Here is a 22060-nt window from a genome sequence, read left to right on the forward strand (position 1 = left end):
TTTTTTCATTATTAAAGTTAATTTATCAAGGAATTAAATCAGACAATAAATTTGAAAGTTCAAAACCTGTATTAATTTTTGAATAAATAGAACAAACCACAAAGAGCTTTTTATTTGAAAAGCTGACCATCTTTGATTGTCCTGATGATGCAGGGATATGATGATGACCATGAATTGCTCCAATAATATTAAATTTATCAAATAAATTCAATATTCCTCTATGAGCACATTTATAAGATTTATTATAGGATTTACTTTTTGGTGAAAGCATACTTAATTCATTAAATAATGGCGCATGAGAAATAATTACTGTTGGAATGTCTCTATCTTGAGCAAGTAGTCTTTCGATTTCAATAGCGATAAAATTTTGTAGTTCTTTCTTTCTCTTTGAAAGGGCCACTGGTATGGTTAATCCAATATAACGTATTCCCTCATAAATCACAGATTCATTATTTAATATCTTCATTTTGGGATAATTTTGAGCTAACTCATCTTTTATGAGCTCATAAAAAGAATTGTTCCCCACTGGTAATTTTGCCCATGCCTGATCTGGGTCAACAACTAGTTCTTTAAACCACTCTTTTTCTCTAAAAGCATCCCATTTACTCTTCTTAAAAATTATATTGTCTGAAAGAAGGTCTGAAAGCTCATGATTTCCAATAACATAAATGCCTTGCATTTCTGTATCTGAAACTACAGAATTGGAAACATTTCCTACCAAAATATTGAAGTTAAGATTAGAAAACGGGAGTTTTCCGTTCTGACTATCAATATCTGAAATGACATTAATTTTATTGTCATTATGAGTGGAATGAACATTTTCAAAATATTGCTCGAGTTCTTTCGGAGCTTGACTGTGTGCAACATAATTTTTTCTTAGAGCTTTCAATTGATTACCCACATTTGATTTCAGTAATGGTTTGGTCATCACTTGACTAATTGGCTCAGAAACTTTAAGATTTTCAATTTCTACTTTAAGAGTTGCTGGAAGATTTTCTAAGCCAACATTCAAATCTGATTGACTTGTCAGTGCTAAAGACTTGGGTTGGTCAAGATAATCTTTTTCGCTAGTTTGTTCATAAGCAGAATCAAGCAATTGGACATTTTTTCCATCGGTCGAAATCGGTAATGTCTGAGTCACTTCTACTACAAATTTCAAATACTCTGCTAAATAAGGAGAAATTCCGGTTTTTATATTCTCACTATATAAAAACTTACCTGCCAAATTAGCCGAAAGAGGTCCCGTTTCATCATGTTGCATTAATCTTCCTAACACTTGCATTTCAAATAAAGCGTCCTCAAAAATTTGTTGATAAGCCCGCTCAACTTCATTGGAATCAAGCGTAACTTTTCTTCCGCTTACTTGAAAAATGGATAAAGCCAGATATTTTTTTAGATTATTTTCATGACTTTCAATATATTTTCTTGTCTTTGTTGGATGCAAAATTGATTGAATCAGTGCTTTTTGTATATAATTTCTACCTGTATCATAAGGAATTGCAGAGTAAATTAAATCGCCTTTGCTCTCAATCGTCAGTGATTGGGAGTTTAAATTATAAACCAATTGAAAATACTGATTATGATAAATAACTTTATTGACAGAACGACGTCGGTTTTCTGGATAAAGTTCAAAACGGCTTTCTAATAAATTTTGACTGATTTCAAAATTATTTTGTTTAATTTCAATCGCAGTTTCCAAATTTTCTTTTTGCTCATTTAGCATGTCTTTAAAAATTTCATTTTTAGCCTTCAAGTCATCAAGTCCCTCTATATTTTTTATAACCTTAATAAATTTAACTCTTTGATATCATCAGAGCTTTGATAGACTTAAATTAACGATTATATCCTGTTTTATTCTAAATCTATTATATCAGATAAACATTTTAATAATACTTCTAAAATAAATCACTTAAGCAAAAATAGCTAATATCATCATATTAGCTATCTTTCTAAAATCACCGATAAATCTCCCGACCTTTATCATCTGGGATACCAGACATTCGATAAAAATAAGTATTAACTTGGTCTCGCCAATTTCTGGCATTTTCCAGTTGACGCTCTAAACGATCGGCAACATTATCATAAGTTGCTTCATCAACTTGCCCCTTCAAAGATTTCCAGCTTTTGATATAAGATTTAACGCGTTCAAAACCTTCAAAATGTTGATCATAAATAGTTTGAATCAATGTTTTTCCATTATGCAAAAGATGACCATATTCAACATAATGGAAAAAGAGTAGAATTTCATCCGGAGTTTTGCTTTTATCTTCAAAAACCTTGGCTACTTCTGGCGCGTAAAGACTAGCAAAGCCCGTTCCAGTCGCAGTCGTTCGGTCAATACCAAGACCGTTGCGGTCGGAAAAATGATAGGCTCCCCAACGATCATACTCATACCCATTGATGGAAGGCCCGTAGTGATAATGAGGAACCATCATTGAGCCCACAGCAAGCGGGGCGTTGTAGAGTTCATAAGTTTGATTAGAATCAATCAGGAGTTCATAAATCTCTTTTTGGACCTCTGCTTTTACCTCTGGAAAAGTCAATGCAAGCCATTCTTGCAAAATCTCAGCGGCAGACAAATCATTGTTCCAACACATGCAGCCAAAACCATAGAAATTGGCTTGGGCTAGTTTATTGCCGCACCAATTTTCGTCCATTCCCACATTGCCAATGGCAACAAAACCTGAATGAGTCGCGACTGGAGAATTAGCACTTATCGTGTCTTTTGGCTGACCATAGTTATCAAAATGAATCATTTCCAACCATTGAGGAAGAGCATAGTTCAGGTCAATTTGATGCCCAAGATATTCGGCTGTGATTTGAAATTCCATTATTTGATTAGTCTTTTTAAGTGCCCCAAACAAGGGCATCAAGGGTTCTCGCACTCCAAAATCAATGGGACCAAACTTAATCTGTAAAATCACATTGTCAGAAAAATCACCATCAAGAGGCATGAAGTTTTCATAAGATGCCTTAGCTCGGTCATTTTTACGATTCCGCCAATCAGTCTGAGAATTATATACAAAAGTTCGCCAAATGACAAGTCCATTATATTTTTCAAAAGCTTTCGCTAGCATATTGGCCCCGTTAGCATGATTTCGACCATATTGATAAGGACCAGGTTCGCCCTCAGAATCTGCCTTAACGACAAAACCACCAAAATCAGGAATAACTTCATAGATATGGTCAATGGTTTGTTGCCACCATGCACACACCTTTTCATCCAAGGGGTCTGACGTTTTTAGCTCACCAATCAATTTTGGTGCTGCCCAATTAATGGCTAAGAAAGTCTTTAGACCAAAAGTAGCAAAAAGTTTAGCAATTTCCCCTACTTTCTCGATGTAAGGTGAGACAATCAAACTTGTTCCTAGCCCTCGAACATTTACATTATTAAGCGAAATCGCATTAATTCCAATTGAAGCAAGAAAGCGAGCATACATTTTCAAGCGCGTGAAATCATTGCGAAAGATGTCTGTTCCAATGTCTTTGACAGCAAAAGAACCTGTGTCTGTATTGTCATTTGAACCAAAGCGACCAAAGAAAATAGACTCACCAGCATAGCCACGCTCAATAGTTCCATCCACTTGATCCCAATGATTAATCATTCGCAAAGATTGAGCAGGTGCTGATTTTTCAGATAAGTTGGCTCCTGACAGCTTTAAGCGCAAATAAGCATAAAATCCATAAAGCAAACCAACTGACGAAGCGCCAATAATCTCATTTTCTTTGACCTCATAAACTTCCAAGTTATCATCTAGCTTACTATTTACTGACAAGACCACTGTTGCTTCTGACTTTTCTCCTGTCAGCTGACAACCTAACCATTCACAGATTTCTGAGCGCAAGCGAATCGTAATTTTATCCTCATACTCCAGATTCACATAGAAAATCTCATTGGTCAGTCGTTTTTTCAGTATTGAAGACTGCAACCACATTTCATCTATCGCCATTTTTTAACCCTTTCCATTTGACCAATAAGTTCAACTTCCACCAAAACCTGTTTTCGCTCGCTTATCACGTGAATAATAAATATAAGCTTCATCATTAAGTTGAGCACCCAATAATTCGGGAATGGTCTTAAAAGTAAAATTTTCTTCCTCAAGATAATCTAAAATTTCTGGTAAAGCCAAAACATCTGCTTCTTGAAAATCATGCATCAAGACAATATCCCCATCTTTAGCTTTATGGATAGCTTCAATACATTTTGCTGAATTTCCATGGTCCCAACTCATCGTATCCAAAGACCAACAGATAAGCGGACGTTGAATGATGGCTAAGGTATGAGCCTCACAATCCCCAAAAGGCGGACGAACAAAGTCAAGTTTCTCCTCTGTCAGTTCATAAAAAAGGTCATCTGTTTTGTTAAGTTCTGACAAGATTTCTTTATCTGATAAGCCGGTCAAATGATGATGATGATAAGTATGATTCCCGAAAGCGAAAAGTTCATTTTCTGCCGCTACTTTTAGAATTTCAGGATATTCTGCCATATGCTCACCCCATATCCTGAAAGTTGCTGGAATTTTTCGATTAGTCAGTTCATCAACCACCCGAACTGTTCTTGTTCCCCAAGGTCCGTCATCAAAAGTTAAGGCAATTTCTTTTGTCATTATTTTCTCCATTTTTATGACCAATCTTTTTGATAATTTCCTGACAAAGCAAGAAGAGCAAAAAAGTAGAGGAGATTATCATAATAACGATACTTGCCTCTTCTAAGATTCAAATTCCAAAAATAGTTGAGATATTTCAAAGCTAAAGTGGAATCAAACTCATTGGTGACAAGTGAGGCTTGAGCTAAAGTTGACAAAAGACCAATCGGATGATGAACTTTTAGCGGTGGAAAGCCTTCCGCGGTCTGTTCTTCTTTCCTTAAAGGCTGACCATCAATTTTAAAAACAGGAATTTCTTCATCATTTTCAAGATAAGGCTCAAAGAATTTTTGAATATTTACGGCAATCTGACTTTGTCCAAACTCTTCGTGCTCCCAAAGCCAATCTAAACCAATATTAGCAACCGTCCGATAAGCATCGCTAAAGAAAGTCCAGTGACCATCAATATCATAGGGTTTTCCATCATAATCCGCATATTCTGGCGTAAGTCCAGTTTTAGCATTTGCTGATTTGAGCCAATACTTTCGTGCTTCTTTCTCAGCCTTCAGAAAAAAAGTTGAATCTTCTGGATTTCCATATTTGGCATAAAGCTGATAAAAATGTGGTAAATGATATGATGGATCAGTCATCCGGCGATTAGCAACAAACTTAATATAGGTGTTTTCTGGTTCAAACATGGGAAACCCATCCTGATTTTCCCCTTTATGAACCATGGCATGGAGTAAAGCTCTTGCTTCATCCCCGTATTCTTTGATTTTCCATCTCTTTTCAGCCAGCAATAGTGCTGCTGCAAAATATTCTTCACCATCTGGTGCTGGACCGTCACTATTGGGATGACCATCTAGTCCACAAGACCAGATAAAATAGCCTTCATTTTCATGTCCTGTGGGAAGCGTCATATAGCTTTTCACCCACTTCCATAACCTAGAAAACATTTCAGGTTTATCTAACTGTAAAGCAATCATCATCCCATAAGACATTCCTTCGGTTCTGACATCATCATTGCCTGTATCGACAATATAAGCCTTGTCTTCTTCTTCAAAATAGAGACGTTCAGGAGAATCTTGTCCAAAGAGAATTTCAAAGACTTTCTCTACTTTCTTGTCAATGGCTTCTTTTGAAGCGACTTTTAATAATAAGTTTTTCATCTTAACCTTTGACGCCTCCTGCTGTTCCTCCACCGACAATAAAACGAGAGAGAATCAGATAAACAATAATAATGGGTGCAATCGTAATCGAAAGACCAGAGTACACTGCTCCCCATTCAACCGTATGACCTCCAGCCCCTAAAGCTGTCATTGTTTGTACCATCATTGGTAAGGTATAGAGAGTTTTGTCAGAAATCAGCATCAAAGGCATTAAAAAGTTATTCCAACTAAAGACAAAACCAAAAATTGCCATTGTTGCTAGACCCGGTTTCATCATTGGCAACATTACAGAATGAAAAATCTTAAGCTCACTCGCCCCATCAAGTCGAGCCGAATCTGCATAATCCTTATTGTAGACTGTTCCCATATACTCTACTAAGAAAAATATCGAAGCAGGCGCACACATTCCCGGTAAAATCAAGGGAATATAATTATCCAAAAGATTAAGCTGAATCATAAATTGATAGAAACCGACCATTGAAACTTGACCAGGAATCATAATTAAAGCAATTACAAAAGCATAAACCAAGCGTTTTGCTTTAAAATCATAAGCGACTAAAGCATAAGCCGCCAGTGCCGAACAATAAACCGACAAGACCGTTGAAACCACAGCGATAAACGCCGAGTTAAACATTCCATGTCCTAAGTTAAAATCATAACTTAACAAAACTTTGATATTATGTCCTAACGAACTCCCCGGTAAGAGAGAAACTCCAGTATTAAGCTGAACTACCGAGCGTGTTGAATCTGCCAGCATGATTGCAAAAGGCAAGAGACTCAAAAGTGTCAAAATACCAAAACAGATATAAATCAAAGTACGTCTGGCTCTTAGAGAGCCTGTATAGCTTTTATTCATCAATCTTTACCTCCTACCAAATCCTTATTACTCGTCCGTTCACGGAAGAAACGGAAAAGAGCAATAGAAACAATCGCCGCGATAATCAATAGAATCACTGATGCTGCTGCCGCAATTCCATAATTTCGGTATTGAAAGGCTTGATTGTAGATAAACATAGCAAGCGTATAAGTTGAATTTTGTGGACCTCCTGAACCAGAAGACAAAAGATAAGGAATATCAAACACCTGTAAGCCACCAACAAAGCTGGTTACAAATGTGTACATGACAATCGGACGCAATAAAGGTAAGGTAATCTTTCTAAAAATCTGTCCGTCAGAAGCTCCATCAATCCGTGCCGCTTCAAACAAAGCATCATCAATCGAGGAAATCCCAGCGACAAGTACGATCGCCGTTGAACCATACCACATCCAAAATTGTAAGAAGATGATAATACTTCTTGTCCCCCAAATAGACTGGAAGAAATTGAATGGATGACTGATAATATGCAGATTTGTGAGCAAAAGATTGGCTGGACCATTTGGATAACCAAAAATCCCCAAAAAGAGCGCCGCAATAGAAGCTGCCATAATCATATTTGGTAGATAAAAAACTGTTTTCCAAAAGCTATTACCTTTTAAATTGAGCTTCCGATTGGTCCACCAAGCAGCAAGAATCAAAGCCATGAGAATTTGTGGTACAAAATTCATTCCCCACAACAGTAAAGTGTTTTGAATACTCGTGATAAACAAAGGAGTATTCTTTAAAAGTGTAGAAAAGTTTCCTAAACCTACATTTGTGGCCTCGGAAAAAGTTTGAAAACCATTCATACTCGTAAAGCTAATCGCAATCGAGTAAATAATTGGATAAAGTTGAAAGACGATAAATCCAACGAAAAAGGGAATTAAAAAGTAATAACCAAAACGGTTGTACCTTTCAAAAAGTTTTTTCTTGGATGACTTTTTTTTGGTGTTTTCCATATCACCCTCCTCTAAAAAATAAAAGGGAAATTGAATAATGTTATTCACTCATCAGAAACTTAATTCCATTAAAAAATGGTAATAGCTTCAACTTAAAGCGAATATCTTTATTTATTTCCCTTATGTTTTATAATTAGTCAACGCTCAAAGCTGGATAAGCTGACTTCACATCGTTTTTGAAGTTTTTTAAAGCCTTATCCTTTGTAATCTTACCATTGGCATAAGGGTTAACAACATCATTAATCCAGAGGGATTGGATGTTTTGGTCATATTGCGTTTGATTTTTACCGTTAATATTTTTAGCAACGTTAGAGAAGATTGGATAGGGATTTTGTCCACCAAGCAATGAAACAGAAGCGTCTTTACCCACTGTATCATTTACAGTTTTGACAGAAACAAAGTCATTTTGCGTTTTTGCTTCCCATGTTTGGAATGTTTTATCTGTACTCAAATAAACTGAAAGGGCAGAGGCTGCATCAGAATTTTTTGCTCCCTTAACACCAGCTAACCAAGTTCCACCCCAAGAGTAAGAAACTGGTCCAGCAGTCACGCGCCAATCTCCTGCAGTCCCTTTAGAGTAATCTTTCAACCAATAGAAAAGTCCCCAAGATGGCAAAGCGTAAGTTCCAACTGTGTTATTTGACATTCCTGCGAACCAATCGGCAGATTGAGCAGTTGTATTTTGAGTCAAACCTTTAGAAACGAAATCTTTCATCAGGTCCAGTGAATCCGTCATTGTACTGTCGATTTTCAATTTATTGTCTTTGACCCAACCCGTTTTACGCGCTCCAATAACTGGATTGTAAATTTCTTCAAGTGAGCTAAAGAGATAAGCTTTTCCACCTGATTTATCCTTGATTGTTTGAGCAGTTTTTTCGATTTGTGACCAACTTGAAAGTGCCGCTTGAGCTGCTTTTGTATCGCTTGGTGCAATTCCTAGATATTTTTGGAAAACATTGGTGTTGTAATAATAAGCTCCTGGAGCTGCTTGATAAGAAATAGCTACTTGTTGACCCTTAGCATTTTTCCCCATGTCTAGTGTATATTTATAGTTGTCTTTGGCAGCTGATGATACACCGTAAGATGCGAGGTCAGTTAATTTGCCAGACTCTACATATTTTTCAACGAAACCTGCATCAAGTGCAACCATGTCTGGTCCTTTACTTGTTCCGATAACTTGGTCAAGTTTAGTTTGAAAGTCGGCATAAGGAATGACAACTTGCTTGATTGTTAGATTTGGTTTAAGTTTCTTCAACTCATCAATCTGTGGTTGTTCAGTCGTGAATGTCCAAAGTGTGATTGTTTGCTTTTTGTTCAAATTAGCACTTGCATCACTTGATTTAGTTCCACTTGCAGATTTTCCACATGCCGCTAATGATACAACGGCAAGAGCGCCTGCGGCAACCAAAGCGAAGCTTTTCCAATTTTTTGCGAGATTCATTTTATTTTCTCCTATTATTATTTTGTTCAATTTTTAATTCAAAGGGGGAGGCTGGATATCCCTCCTCATTCCAAATAAAAGCTTGCGGAGCATTGCTCCAGTTATACCTGATTTTTGCATCAGCATTAATCGATAGGTTTTCAGGGACTTCTAAAATGATTTGTTCCCCAACCTGACGACAGTTTTTCAATTTATAACTATATCCTCCTTGAAAAAGTTCAAAAGCCTTATTCTTCTCAATACTAAATTCTTTTCCAAAAGTGTCAAATAAAAGGATAATAGCATTCTTCTGAGTTTGTACAGCGCCCTTGGCAAGCGGCCCTGTACAATAACCATTTGGGAATAATTCAACATTTTCATAAGCGTCTAATAGCTTATGAGCGATATCTTTTTTATTTAGTGGATGTAGGTCATCATCTTCTCCATCTCCGATTGTCACGACCATCGCTGTTCGTGATATCTTGAGCCCTTCTTTTTGTTCCTCACGAAGTCCCGCCCAATCTGCCTCTTTTTCAGTCTCACAGTTTGGCAATTGAACATAGAGAAAAGGTAAATTTGGTTGCTTAAAGAGTATTCGCCAACTTTCGATTAATTCACGAAAACGAGTCCCATAAGTCTTTGGCTGACCAGCATCACTTTCACCTTGATACCAGAGAATCGCTACAAACTTTAACTTTTGCAAAGGTGCAATCATGCCATTATATAAACCAGTTGGTTCATAATTAATAAAGTATGCCTTATGACGTTCGGGCAATGTACTGCTTCGCCTAATTTTCCAGCCATGATTTAAATCTAGATACTTCTCTCCAACTAAGAGAATATGAGGTTTGCTAGAAGTGATTCCACCAGGAGCATTATAAACTTTAAGGCGAATTGCAATCGTAAGATTTTTTGTTAGTTTAGATATTTTGTAATTCCTAGGTGGATACTTGTAATCCGTACTACCAACCTTCTTGCCATTGACATAGATAACATCAGCATCAGTCATTGTTCCAAGTCGTACTTCACCCTCCATTCCAACAAATTCTTCTGGAAGTTCAAGGTTTTTTCTCAACCATAGCACACCTGGAAAAATGTAGTCTGCTTTCCAAGTTTCACTCAAAGAAATTTCAGCCCAGTCACTATCATCTAAGCTTGGCTTTTGCCAAGATTGATAGAATCCTTTATCCGTTTCTTCGCAAAGCTTCTGATAATTATCTTGATAGAGCTTATCAAGCTTTTGAATTTCTTTTAGATATTCCCTGTTTTTCAAAGCATTGTAAGATAGTGGAAGAGAATTAAGTTTGGTTAAAGACTCTTCACTCAACCAAGCATTAAGTGGAGTCCCACCGACTGCTGTTGTAACCAAGCCAATTGGTACATTATCTTTTGAAAACTTTTCTTTAGCAAAAAAATATCCTATCCCTGACAAATTCTTCAAATCTTCGCCAATTGCTCTTTTCCATTTTCCCGATGATAATTCCGTTTGAATTTTATCAAAAGTTGGCTCTTCTGGCACCTCAAAATAACGAATCAAAGGATTGTTGGCTTGCTCTATTTCCTCAGGATAGCGCGTTTTAAGACGTTCCATCCATAGTTGCATATTGGATTGACCCCCAAGCAGGAAAACATCGCCAAAACAAATATCTTTAAGAACAATTTCTGCACCGTCTGTTGAAATTTTAATTTCAATACCCTCACTTGCTTCGTGTGCTGGAAGAATAAAATCAAAATAACCTTTCTCATCAGATCTAGTTTTTAATAGTATTTCTTCATAAAATAATGTGACTTCTTGACCTGAAATCGCATGACCCCAGAAATGGTTCTCTTGATTTCTTTGTAAGATTGAACCGTTCCTGAGAAGATATGGAATAAAGATAGATGATTTCATGGTTTATCTCTTTCATTTAATACAAAACTTAGACATGTGTTTTTATCTAATAGATAATATAGCGCTTTCATTATTTATTTTCTGATTTTTCTTGCGATTGGGAGTGGGAAATGTTGTGTTTGGAGTTTAATTATTTTGGAATTTTTATTGATTAATACAAACAATAATGTAAAAATAAACAAAAAGAGAGCAAATTAATTTTTGCTCTTTTTTAATCAAATATTTTATTGCTGATTTCCTATAGTAAATAGCTGAGTTATATAATAGTTTATTAAAAGCAACTATATTTTACAGTTTCAAAAAGGATATCAAGTGTTAGTTTTATGCTAAAATAAATTAAAACAACTCCTTTGTGAGGCTTCCTATGACCACTGCCTTAAAACGTATTCTTTCTGATAAAACTTTTTTATTTACTTTTGTTCTAGCACTTATTTCTTTAATTTTTGGGACGGTCAGAGCTTCTGATATTGATTTAAAAACCATTTTGGCTCTTTTGAGCTTGATTATTCTCATTTCTATTTTTAAAATTCTTGGTATTTTAAAATATTTTGCGGCCTTTATTATTGATAAATGTCAAAACTTGAGACAAGTAGCTTTAGTGGTGCTGCTCTTGTCTTTCTTTGGTTCAATGTTTTTTACGAATGATGTGGCAATTTTAACTTTAGTTCCGATTGTTTTTAATATTGACCGAAAGGTGAAGTTACCTAAAATTGGCTTGATTAGTTTGATGACAATTTATGCCAACTTAGGCAGTGCTATTACACCTATTGGAAATCCTCAAAATTTGTATTTGGTTTCTTATTACCACTTAAAACTTTTAGACTTTTTCAAACTGTCCTTACCTTTAGGATTGGTCAGCTTATTGACTTTATTTTTATGTGCCTTATTATTTTCAAAGAAAGCTGTCAGTCAGCTAGAAAACAAGGCTTTTTCCATCAAAAAACAAGAGCTTTACTTGTTAGGATTCACGACCCTAATTGTACTTTTTGGGGTTTTAGCTTTAATTCCTGTTTGGATTTCTTTAATCGCAAGCTTGTTCTGTGCTTGTCTTATTGATAAAAAAGTTTATAAGGAAATTGATTACGGAATCATCTTAACTTTTATTAACTTCTTTATTATCGTTGGTGCACTTGGGCGTATTCCTTTGATTCATGATTGGCTTCGTCAGTTGATGAGCACTGACATTTCTATTTTCTTTGCCTCACTCTTGTCTAGTCAGGTTATCAGCAATGTTCCTGCTGCTGTCTTATTGTCAAAATTTACTGGACAGCTTTCTCCTTTATACTTGGGAGTGACAATCGGTGGTTTAGGAACACTCGTGGCTTCTTTGGCTAACTTGCTAGCCTTAAGACAATATCAATTGAATGTTAAAGACCAATCTGCATTAAAATTTTTCGGCGTATTTACTCTTCTAAATGTTCTCTACCTATCGATTTTCATTGTGATTGGACTTTTATTTCTTAAATAAATTATAAAAAAATCAAACCATTTTCTGATTTGATTTTTTTTATTAATAGTGTGCCGTAGAGTTTAACAACTTTATTTTTGCTTTTTTATTTTCTACTTCTAAAATGCTCAATGATGTCGAGCTAAGATCCATCTCACCATAAAGTTCTTTGTTGCTTAATAAGAGAGAAATCAGCATTCTAATCGTTATTCGATGAGAAACAATTGCGATTTTGCCTGAACGCTCCCTGAGTCCTTCTTCTTTGATAAAAACTTTCAGTCTAGCTTCTAGTTGGGCAAATGATTCACCATCTTTAGATGGAAAGTAATTAAAGGGATGGTTAAAGAAATTATTCCATTCTAGAGGAGCAATCTTTTCAATTTCTTGATAGGTTTTTCCTTCCCATGCGCCCATAGCGATTTCACCTAGCAAATCTGATGAAGCTTTCTTTTCATTTCCAAATATTAGTTGAGAAGTTTCCAGAGCTCTCGGACTCGTACTTGAGTAAATATGATCAAAATAGTGATGACTTAACTCTTTTCCTAATGACACTGCTTGCTCAACTCCTTCAACTGTCAAATCAGAATTGAGCGATCCTTGCATCTTCTTTTCAAGATTCCACTTTGTTTGTCCATGTCGTATTAAATAAATTTCTAGCATTTTTTATTACCTCAAAAATTATTTTAGTAAAATAAATAGCTTTTTAAAAATACATTATAATTAAGTAGATATAAGTAAAGGTTATACATAAGGCTATCAAACGTATTCTGTTAAAAGACCTTCAAAAATAAAGCATTAAAAAAGCACAATAGACAGGCTCTATCATGATTTTTATCTGGACAATCTAAACTTACAATAATTTCATTTTTGTAAAATCATCAGCTTTTCAACTGTCTGAAGAACGCCACTCTCTTCATTTGATTTTGTAATAAAATCAGCTTTTTCTTTTACGATCTCAAAAGCATTATTTACGGCAAAACTACATCCAGCAGCCTCTAATAGTTCAATATCATTTAGTCCATCACCAAAGGCAATTGTTTCTTCTTTAGTTACCCCAAGAATCTTTTGTAATTCTTGAACAGTCGTTCCTTTGTGAACATTATAGTTGGAAATATCAATCCAAGCTGCTTCTGATGCTACGATATAGGCTTGACTTTCAAAGTTCGATAATTGTTTGACACTTTCAAAAGCTCTCAGTTTTTGATCAAAGACTGTAATTTTTACAAAGTCTTCTTCAATATCTTGTAAATTTGCTTGGGTCTTAACAAGAGCGTATGATTTTTTTACCTTTTGAGTATCCTCTTCTGACACTGTTGACTTGATATAAGCAGCTGTTGGCGTACAAGCAATAATAATGTGATCTGACGCTATTTCTTCTAGTTTTTCTACAATTTGAATACCTAATTTGTTTGGCAATAATGACTCATAAATATACTTTCCTTTGTGTTTAATACGTGTTGCACTATCACCCAATATCCAAATGTTATCAGAAATATCGGTATCAAATAGTTCTTCAACTCGCTCACATTGCTTACCAGTACAGGGAGCAAAAGCAATATTATTTTGGTCCATTATCGTCTTTATCTTTTCATAGTAAGTTTGGTCAAAACTGCCATTTTTATTTAAGAAAGTTCCGTCTAAATCTGTGAGTACAAGTTTAATCATATTATTATCCTTCTTTGACTTTTTACCTTGCTTTAATTATTAACACTTCTTTGTTCAAGTAATTACTCTGTGATAGATATTATATAAAATCTCTCCACTTCATTTTAAGACAGTAAATCAAGTAGAAAACTATTTTTATTTCTACTTAGATAATTATAATGTGATATCAGCTTGGTGAGGGCTCTATAATCATGCTTATATAGGAGGTCAAAATTACAGTCATTCATTATAATTTAAATCATTTACTCTTAATTTTACTGCCTTAGAATGAAGTGGTACTTCTCTAACTTACCACTCCAAAGATTTCTTTAACCCAATTTATCAATTAAAGAATTAATCGTAGAGATTACTCCGTTTTCGTCATTTGATGGAGCCTGATATTTTGCTACCAAAGTAGCTTGTTCTCCCGCATTTCCCATTGAATAACTATAGCCCGCTAGCTCTAACATTTCTAAGTCATTATTGCTATCACCAAAAGCAAGTAATTGCTCGGGTTTAATCTCCCATTGATTCAATAATTGACTAAGTGTATTCCCTTTATTTATATTGTTTGCAATTAAATCAACACTTTCGTGGCCACTATATACTGCTTTTAATTTAGAATCATTATTTGAGTTCATCATCTCAATAAGCGAAAAAGCATTTTTATCATCTAAATGAAGTGCAATTTTTACCCATTCATCGTCGGGAAGTTGCTGAAAAGAATCAATTTCTTTTAATTTAAAATAATATTTTGCTGCATTATCCTTAAACTCATCAGTTCCTGTTTTGAGTATGTATGCAGATTCTACTCCACATAGAATAATATCAACTCCATAAGATGTATTTTCTAAAACTCTCAATACCTCCTGAATAATTGAATTTCCAATGGTATTTTTAATTAATAAGTTTCCATTTTCAAAAACTAATCCACCATTCTCTGAGACAAATGTAATTTCTCGCCAAATTTCTGGAAAAAATGAGCTTATTTGGGCATATTGATTTCCACTTGCTACAACAAAATTTACACCTTTATTTTTTAATTTATTGAATAGTTCGAGAAATTCTTCTCTATTATAGTCGTTACTAGAGTTAAGGAATGTTCCATCCATGTCTACAGCGATTGTTTTAATCATATATTTTACCCATGATTTCTTCTATTAAATACATCTTTAGTCTTATTTTTCTTTTATTTTCAATTGATATTCTTGCTTTTTCTTGTTCCAATATTGCTTATCATCTTCATTGATAACTCGGATGAGTCGAGCGGGATTCCCTCCGACAATCGAATTAGATGGAACATCTTTGGTGACAACTGCACCCGCAGCAATGATTGAATTTCTACCCACGGTCACACCAGGAAGGATTGTAGCACTGCCGCCAATCCATACATTATCTTCAATAGTGATTGGTAAACCAAATTCAAGCTCTTCTATCCGAATTTCTGCATCTATTGGATGACCTGCCGTGTAAAAACTGACACGTGGCCCTACCATTACATTATCCCCAATAATTATTTTATTAACGTCTAGGAAAATACAATCCATATTTGCATAGAAATTATTGCCAATCTCCACATGTCTTCCATAATCGACTTGGAATGGTGGCGTCACATAGAGGTTATTTCCCGTTTTTCCGAAAACTTGTCGCTCTAATGCAACTATTGTTTCTGTTTGTTCAATAGGAGTATTATTGATTTTTTGGACTATTTTTTTTCCATGTATTGACTTGTTTTCTGGTAATATATTTCCGGCAATATATAAATCACCTGCTAGCATTTGTGTGTAGTCAAAATCTTCTTTCAAACAGAATCACCCCTCTCTATTATTTATAAGCTATTTTCATTTAGTGGAGTAGTCAGTTCAATCAAGTTTCCTTCAGGATCTTGTATTACGGCTTCATAATAACCATCTCCGGTAGTTCGAGGTCCATTGAGCAAAGGATATCCATCTTTTACAAACCTCTCAGCATATTTATCTACAGCTTGCTTATCACCAACTGCAATCGCAATATGAGCATATCCTAAGCTTTCAGCAATTCTATTTGATAAGAATTTCTTTGTTGTTACTTCCATTCGGCTACCAGACTCAAATGTTAAAAAGTATGACTTGAAACTTGTTTTTTTATTATGATATAAATCACTTGATGTCACATTAAAATACTTTTCATAAAAAGTTTTTATTTTTTCAATATCCTCGGCATAAATTGCTACATGTTCGATATACATTTTAATTCTCCATTTTCTATTTAATACTTATTTTTAACCAACTCGACTCAATTCAACAAATAATTTGCATTCCTCCACTTTCAGTCTAAATTGTGCTTAGATTTTCTATATTAATAGCACCAATAATCCTCTATATATTAAACGATTCATTTCATTCCCCTTTATATCGTAATTTATAAGTTGTATAGCACATCAAAAATAGTCCACAGAAAAATAATGACAGTATCATAATATACATAGGAACCAATACACTGCCTTCTTTAAAATCAATTATTTTTGAAAGATTGTTCCACACGATAGGTGCCGCATAAGAACTCAATATTGTGGTCATTGTTATTAATGAGTTAACTTTAGTTAACTGGTATTCTTCTACTTGTTGATTGACTTGTAGAACAATCGTTGGGCCAGTAAATGAATAAACAAAATTAAAAAGAACGGCGAAAATAAATATCATCATCCATGAGTATGAATTAATCATCCCAAATACACTTAAAGCAGCCAATAAAAATCCAATTGGTAGCAAAAATAGTTTAAATTTTTTATACATGAGTCCAAATGATAAGCCTGCTAACATTCCAGCAATATTCATTACTCCTAAAATCAAACCAGCTTTTTCTGACGATACTATTCCTCTTTCATAAAGAAATGTTGGTATCTTTAATTGAACTCCCCAGATAATAATAAAAGTCACAAAAGATAGTATCAGATATTTAATCGTTGAATGACTTAAACTTTTTGTTGATTTTTTATCTTTTATTTTATCTATGTGAACTTCAGGAACCAGTAGCCAGACTAATAAGGCAACAATCCCTAACCACAAGTATGTAAAGAAAGTATAATGCCAATTCATTTTAGCTAGCCATCCACTAAAGAATAATAGAATAGAGTTCCCAAATGCTCCAACCCCCATTTGTACTCCTAATAAATTTGCTCTTTCCGAACCTTTATACAGGATAGAAATTAAGGTTATCGCATGTGGTGAATACATCCCTACACCTAGTCCAAGTATAATGCGAGAGATAAAAAATACAAGATAATCATTATTGAAAAATGGGATAACTCCAGCTATCATCCCTATAACAAGTCCAGAGAGGATTGTTTTTTTTAGGCCAAATTTCTCTACAAGTTTATTATTAAATAGGATTGTTAACAAGGCACTAAGACTAGAAATTGTAACCAGCGTTTCAATTCTTGATATACTAATTCCTGGATAATGTTTTAAAATTAGTGGTATAATAGTTGTAATGGCGGTGATTGCTCCTGTTACTATCGATAATGAGAGCACGCCAATTTTTTAAACATACTTTATTAACAACCTTTCTTAAGTTGGTTATATTATATCCTTTTTATTAGAATTAGTAAAGCGTTTTTATTTTAAAAAAATATTGTAGAAGGAGAATTATGAAAGCCTATAAACCTAAAAATATCAAAGAACACAATAAAGAACTGATTTCAGACTATATTAAAAACTCTCAATTACCACTTACAATTCGTCAAATATCTGAGGGAACTCAACTCAGTGTTGTTACAATTAATAAACTTATTTTAGAACTTATTGAAAATAGTACTATTAAGGCACTTGAAAAACATGCTAAGACGGGAGGCCGTTTTGCAACGGCTTACGAATTTAATGCTACTAAAGAATTAATACTAATCATTCAATTTATTGAAAATGGTGATAATCTAGTCGTAAATTATCACATTGTTGACCTGCTTGGACAGGTTATCGAAGAAAAAATTCTAAGTACAAATAACTTAGAGGAGCTTCTCGATAATATTAATCATTTTAGAAGAGTTTATCCTCAGATTGTTTTAATTACTTGTGGTATTACAGGTGTTGAGATTGATGGTGAATTACGAATTATGGATTTTCTACCACTAAGGAATATTAATCTAGCACAAGAAATCAAAGATTCGACTCATATCGAAACAATTATCGAAAATGATATTAATGCTGCTACATTAGGCTACTCTTCAAATGATGATGAAGTTCTCTCAGGTATTTATTTCCCTGAAATATTCCCACCAGGTTCTTCTTTGATTATAAATCAGACAATCTTTAAGGGAAGTAATAATATCAGTGGAGAAATAAAATATCTTCCTAGTTTTAAGAATGTTAAATATCCTTTGAGTCAACAAGAAATTTCTTTAAAAGTATTCGATTCTATCCAAACGATTATCGCGATGTATGCCCCGCATAAATTGATAATATTCATTCCTAAAGTTTGGGAGAATATTTTGGATTTAGAAAAAATCAAAAATGAACTTAAAGAGATTTTCCCTAAGGGGACTCTCCCTCAAATTGAAATTTCCTCTGACTTCTCTAGTTTATATCTTGCTGGTTTAATCAAATTGTCCTTGAAAAATTATTAAAATATTGATGATGAAATTTTGAATTTGCTATATAAAAAAACATTAGGAAAATCCTAATGTTTTTACTTTTTATAAAATTATTGGACTTTGTCTATTTTACTTTTCATCATCCGTTGATATCTATTTATTTTGCTCAGCAAATAATTTACCCATTTGTTTCAGTAATTTTGGCGCATCTTCTTTTTCCAAAACTAGTTCTATCCAATACATTCTACTGACATCTGCTTGGGCTTCTTTCATGACAGACACAAATTCATTCTCTGTTCTAACAATTTTTGATACTACACGATCTTCTTTTGCTCCAAATGTTTCTGGTAATTTCGAGTAATTCCACATTGGAATGTCATTATAACTTTGAGTAGGTCCGTGGATTTCTCTTTCAACTGTATAACCATCGTTATTTATGATAAAACAAATTGGATTGAGTTTTTCTCTGATTGATAGTCCTAATTCTTGTACGGTAAGTTGAAGTGAACCATCACCAATAAATAAAAGGTGTCTGCTCTCTTTATCCGCAATTTGGCTTCCTAAAGCCGCTGGAAAAGTATATCCAATAGAACCCCATAAAGGTTGTCCAATAAAACGACTATTTGATTTTAAGAAAATTGTTGAAGCTCCAAAAAATGACGTTCCTTGTTCAGCAACAATTGTTTCATTGCTTTGAGTCAAACTTTCAACTGCCTGCCATAGACGGTCTTGTGATAAGGGAGCGCTTGATGGAACAAATTCTTCATATTGCTTATCAATATATTGTCCTTCATATTCTATTCCTTTTAATTCTGATAAAGAAGAAACCACTGCTCTAAAATCAAAATCTTCTACCACTTTATTGAAAATTATTCCTTCATCTATGTTTAGTGAAATCATTTTATTTTCATCTAAATGATGTGTGAATGCACCTGTTGAGGAGTCCGTAAGCTTCACTCCAAGCATTAGGATAAAGTCTGCGGACTCCACAAAATTTTTAAGACTGATTTCTGAAAGTTTCCCGTTATATATTCCTAAAAATGAGGGCAAAGATTCATCAACAGCACTTTTACCAAAATTTAGTGTCGTAATCGGTAGTTTTGTTTCTGAAACAAACTGAGTTACCGTTTTTTCTAAGCCAAAACTAATTACTTCGTGTCCTGCAATCACTACTGGTTTTTTGGCATTTTTCAAACTTTCTTCAATCTTACTCAAAATCACTTGTTCAGTTGTATTTGTTGTAGAGCTTTCTTTTTCTAAAGGTAATGCAGGCTTCTCTGCTTTTGCTGCAGCAACATCGACTGGTAAGTTAATATAGACTGGTTTTCCTTCTTTTAGTAATTGAGAAAGTACTCGGTCAATTTCAAATGTGGCATTTTCTGCTGTCAGTAAAGTCCGCGCTGCTGTAACAGGTTCATGCATCTTCATAAAGTGTTTAAAATCACCATCTGCTAGTGTATGATGAACAAATTTTCCGTCATTTTGAACTTTTGAAGTTGGTGAACCAACAATTTCTACTACTGGTAAATTTTCGGCATAACTTCCTGCCAGTCCATTGATTGCACTCAATTCGCCGACTCCAAATGTGGTGAGAAATGCGGCAGCTTTTTTAGTACGAGCATAACCATCAGCCATATAAGAAGCATTTAATTCATTAGCATTTCCAATCCATTTCATATCTTCGCGTGAAATAATTTGATCTAAAAATTGTAAGTTATAGTCACCAGGAACTCCAAAAATTTCTTCAATTCCCAACTCGTGTAATCGGTCTAACAGGTAATCTCCTACTGTATACATCACATTCCTCCATATTTTATATTTGATTTAGTCAACTAACTTGACATTTAAAGAATAACTCTTTCTTCTAAATAAGTCAACGATATTGACTTATTTAAATTATAAAGTATAATATATTAATAAAAGGAGTTAGCCATGACTAAAGAAAACCAAGAAATAGATGATGACTTAAATTTTACTAGAGATTTAGCTTTATTTTACTTCGGATACCGAGCATTTATAAAACAAGAGGATGACCTTGTACTTTCTTACGGAATTCGTCAGGTACATCGGCGAATTATCTTTTTTATCGGCAGACTTCCTGGTTTAACTGTTAATGAATTACTTGAAGTTCTTGATATTTCTAAGCAGGCTTTGAATGGTCCGATGAATGAACTTAAAGAAAAAGAATTAGTTTATGTCAAATCAAATGAAAATGATAAGAGAATCAAGCAGCTTTATCTGACTGAACAGGGCGCCATGTTAGATAAACGTATGAATGAAAATCAAATAAAAAAAATGAGGCAATATTTTGATGAATCTGGCGATAAAACTGGCGCTTTCTGGAGTAAAGTAATGGAATTATACGCCGATGAAATTGGTGAAAAATACGTCAATCGTTTATAAATTCTCAATCATCTGTCAGCTTCTTATTCAAAAGTTACTGACAGAAAATAGGTGCAGACATAGACTTTAAGATTTACAAGTAGCTCATCTTTGACTTCTGAAATTTCACAATTAAAAAAATAATTTTCAAAAATATAGGATATCAGAATTATTGAATTATAATCTTTTTTGCAAATACACTCCCCTGTTTATGAGAAATTGACTTATAAAGAGGAGATATTCATTTACTAATCACACCTGAAAGCCAGAAATAGGAATCCAATGAATACACATCAATTAGAAATTTTTTATCAGGTCGCCAAATTTCAATCAGTATCCAAAGCGGCGGAAGCTCTTTATATCAGTCAACCAGCTGTCAGTAGTCAAATTAAAAAGCTTGAGTCCGCCTATGGAGTTCATCTGATTGAAAAAAATGGTCAGGGAATTCAGCTAACAGCTCTAGGTCTTCAACTGTATGAAATTATTCGTTCTTTCTTTGAGAGTTCCATAGTTTCAGCGGAATCGCTCTTAAAGAATTCTGCTGTCCTTCGAGTTTCAGGAAATTTTTTAATGACACATTTTGTGATTCCGCAAATTTTTGAGCAGGAAAATGATGCAACTCATTTTGGTCAGCTGATTATCAAGAGTACTTCTTCTTTCAATGCTCTGACAGAATTAAAAAATGGTTATTGTGATTTAGCACTTATCAGTACTTCTAGTCGGCCAATCCTGTCAGCTGATATTTTGGTCAAAAAAATTTTTGATGATGAGATTATTTCTGTCAGTAAAAAGCCGATAGAAAGCAATGTCACTTCACTTATCATCAGTAAAAGTAAAATGGATGTTTACAAGATTTTAGAGAAAAATAATCCCTTGTTTTCCAATTTGCCTTATACTGCTGTTGAATCTACACAAGATGCAATCTCAAATATTGACATCAATAAAAATAGTGCAACTTTCATTTCTGCACGGTTTCTTAAATATTTTGAAAAAGATTATCAATACAGCTATACAGGTGTAAAAAATAGTATTTATGCCCTCTACAAGTCAAATAATTTTCATACTGATGAGATTTTAGAACTTATTGACGAGATGAAAACTCATACTAAGTAAATCAAATAAATAAAAAAAACAACCAA

The 22060-nt window shown here is 34.1% G+C and carries 19 protein-coding genes; 4 read left to right on the top strand and 15 right to left on the bottom strand.

Annotation, left to right across the window (positions count from 1 at the left end):
- Positions 1-25: 25 nt before the first annotated feature.
- The 8 genes from RSC39_RS06390 to RSC39_RS06425 form a co-directional block, all read right to left on the bottom strand.
- Positions 26-1753, bottom strand: coding sequence for a metallophosphoesterase (locus RSC39_RS06390; RefSeq protein ID WP_332535941.1), 1728 nt, complete (start codon positions 1751-1753; stop codon positions 26-28).
- A gap of 202 nt (positions 1754-1955) precedes the next feature.
- A complete protein-coding gene (locus tag RSC39_RS06395) occupies positions 1956-3950 on the bottom strand; it encodes an alpha-glucuronidase (RefSeq protein ID WP_332535943.1) in 1995 nt (664 codons plus the stop codon).
- Positions 3951-3980: 30 nt separating this feature from the next.
- A complete protein-coding gene (locus RSC39_RS06400) occupies positions 3981-4607 on the bottom strand; it encodes a polysaccharide deacetylase family protein (RefSeq protein WP_332535945.1) in 627 nt (208 codons plus the stop codon).
- 14 nt (positions 4608-4621) lie between these two features.
- Positions 4622-5755, bottom strand: coding sequence for a glycosyl hydrolase family 8 (locus RSC39_RS06405; RefSeq protein WP_332535947.1), 1134 nt, complete (start codon positions 5753-5755; stop codon positions 4622-4624).
- A gap of 1 nt (position 5756) precedes the next feature.
- On the bottom strand, positions 5757-6611 hold the full coding sequence (locus RSC39_RS06410) for a carbohydrate ABC transporter permease (protein WP_332535949.1): 855 nt from the start codon (positions 6609-6611) through the stop codon (positions 5757-5759).
- Complete coding sequence (locus RSC39_RS06415) at positions 6611-7570, bottom strand: sugar ABC transporter permease (RefSeq protein WP_046124878.1); 960 nt, start codon at positions 7568-7570, stop codon at positions 6611-6613. Before RSC39_RS06415 ends, RSC39_RS06410 begins: the two co-directional genes overlap by 1 nt.
- A gap of 133 nt (positions 7571-7703) precedes the next feature.
- The gene (locus RSC39_RS06420) at positions 7704-9011 is read right to left on the bottom strand and encodes an extracellular solute-binding protein (RefSeq protein WP_332535951.1); all 1308 of its coding nucleotides are present in this window, start codon (positions 9009-9011) and stop codon (positions 7704-7706) included.
- Position 9012: 1 nt separating this feature from the next.
- Positions 9013-10881: a sialate O-acetylesterase gene (locus tag RSC39_RS06425; protein ID WP_332535953.1), complete on the bottom strand. Its 1869-nt coding sequence runs from the start codon at positions 10879-10881 to the stop codon at positions 9013-9015.
- A 364-nt stretch (positions 10882-11245) separates the two neighbouring features.
- Between RSC39_RS06425 and RSC39_RS06430 the strand changes: the two genes are divergently transcribed.
- Positions 11246-12349: an SLC13 family permease gene (locus RSC39_RS06430; RefSeq protein ID WP_332535955.1), complete on the top strand. Its 1104-nt coding sequence runs from the start codon at positions 11246-11248 to the stop codon at positions 12347-12349.
- A gap of 42 nt (positions 12350-12391) precedes the next feature.
- Here RSC39_RS06430 and RSC39_RS06435 read toward each other — a convergent pair whose 3' ends face one another.
- From RSC39_RS06435 to RSC39_RS06460, 6 genes are all read right to left on the bottom strand, one after another.
- Positions 12392-12988 carry a histidine phosphatase family protein gene (locus tag RSC39_RS06435; RefSeq protein WP_332535957.1) on the bottom strand — a complete coding sequence of 199 codons (597 nt, stop codon included), beginning with the start codon at positions 12986-12988 and terminating at the stop codon, positions 12392-12394.
- Between the two features lie 201 nt (positions 12989-13189).
- Positions 13190-13993 (bottom strand): HAD family hydrolase, encoded by an 804-nt coding sequence (locus RSC39_RS06440; protein ID WP_332535959.1) that lies wholly within the window; start codon positions 13991-13993, stop codon positions 13190-13192.
- A gap of 308 nt (positions 13994-14301) precedes the next feature.
- Positions 14302-15108 carry a Cof-type HAD-IIB family hydrolase gene (locus tag RSC39_RS06445; protein ID WP_332535961.1) on the bottom strand — a complete coding sequence of 269 codons (807 nt, stop codon included), beginning with the start codon at positions 15106-15108 and terminating at the stop codon, positions 14302-14304.
- Between the two features lie 42 nt (positions 15109-15150).
- Positions 15151-15777, bottom strand: coding sequence for a sugar O-acetyltransferase (locus RSC39_RS06450; protein WP_332535963.1), 627 nt, complete (start codon positions 15775-15777; stop codon positions 15151-15153).
- Positions 15778-15800: 23 nt separating this feature from the next.
- On the bottom strand, positions 15801-16199 hold the full coding sequence (locus RSC39_RS06455; protein ID WP_332535966.1) for a VOC family protein: 399 nt from the start codon (positions 16197-16199) through the stop codon (positions 15801-15803).
- A 151-nt stretch (positions 16200-16350) separates the two neighbouring features.
- The gene (locus RSC39_RS06460; RefSeq protein WP_332535968.1) at positions 16351-17484 is read right to left on the bottom strand and encodes an MFS transporter; all 1134 of its coding nucleotides are present in this window, start codon (positions 17482-17484) and stop codon (positions 16351-16353) included.
- A gap of 116 nt (positions 17485-17600) precedes the next feature.
- Here RSC39_RS06460 and RSC39_RS06465 point away from each other — a divergent pair, with 116 nt between their 5' ends.
- A complete protein-coding gene (locus RSC39_RS06465) occupies positions 17601-18572 on the top strand; it encodes an ROK family protein (RefSeq protein ID WP_332535970.1) in 972 nt (323 codons plus the stop codon).
- A 120-nt stretch (positions 18573-18692) separates the two neighbouring features.
- Here RSC39_RS06465 and RSC39_RS06470 read toward each other — a convergent pair whose 3' ends face one another.
- The gene (locus RSC39_RS06470; RefSeq protein WP_332535972.1) at positions 18693-20336 is read right to left on the bottom strand and encodes an alpha-keto acid decarboxylase family protein; all 1644 of its coding nucleotides are present in this window, start codon (positions 20334-20336) and stop codon (positions 18693-18695) included.
- A gap of 135 nt (positions 20337-20471) precedes the next feature.
- Between RSC39_RS06470 and RSC39_RS06475 the strand changes: the two genes are divergently transcribed.
- Together RSC39_RS06475 and RSC39_RS06480 are read left to right on the top strand one after the other, a co-directional pair.
- Entirely contained in the window at positions 20472-20942 is a 471-nt protein-coding gene (locus RSC39_RS06475) for a helix-turn-helix domain-containing protein (RefSeq protein WP_332535974.1), read from the top strand.
- A gap of 261 nt (positions 20943-21203) precedes the next feature.
- Positions 21204-22034: a LysR family transcriptional regulator gene (locus RSC39_RS06480; protein ID WP_332535976.1), complete on the top strand. Its 831-nt coding sequence runs from the start codon at positions 21204-21206 to the stop codon at positions 22032-22034.
- Positions 22035-22060: the final 26 nt, after the last annotated feature.

Origin of the sequence: Lactococcus sp. (assembly GCF_036648155.1) — a bacterium.
GTDB classification, from domain to species: domain Bacteria; phylum Bacillota; class Bacilli; order Lactobacillales; family Streptococcaceae; genus Lactococcus; species Lactococcus cremoris.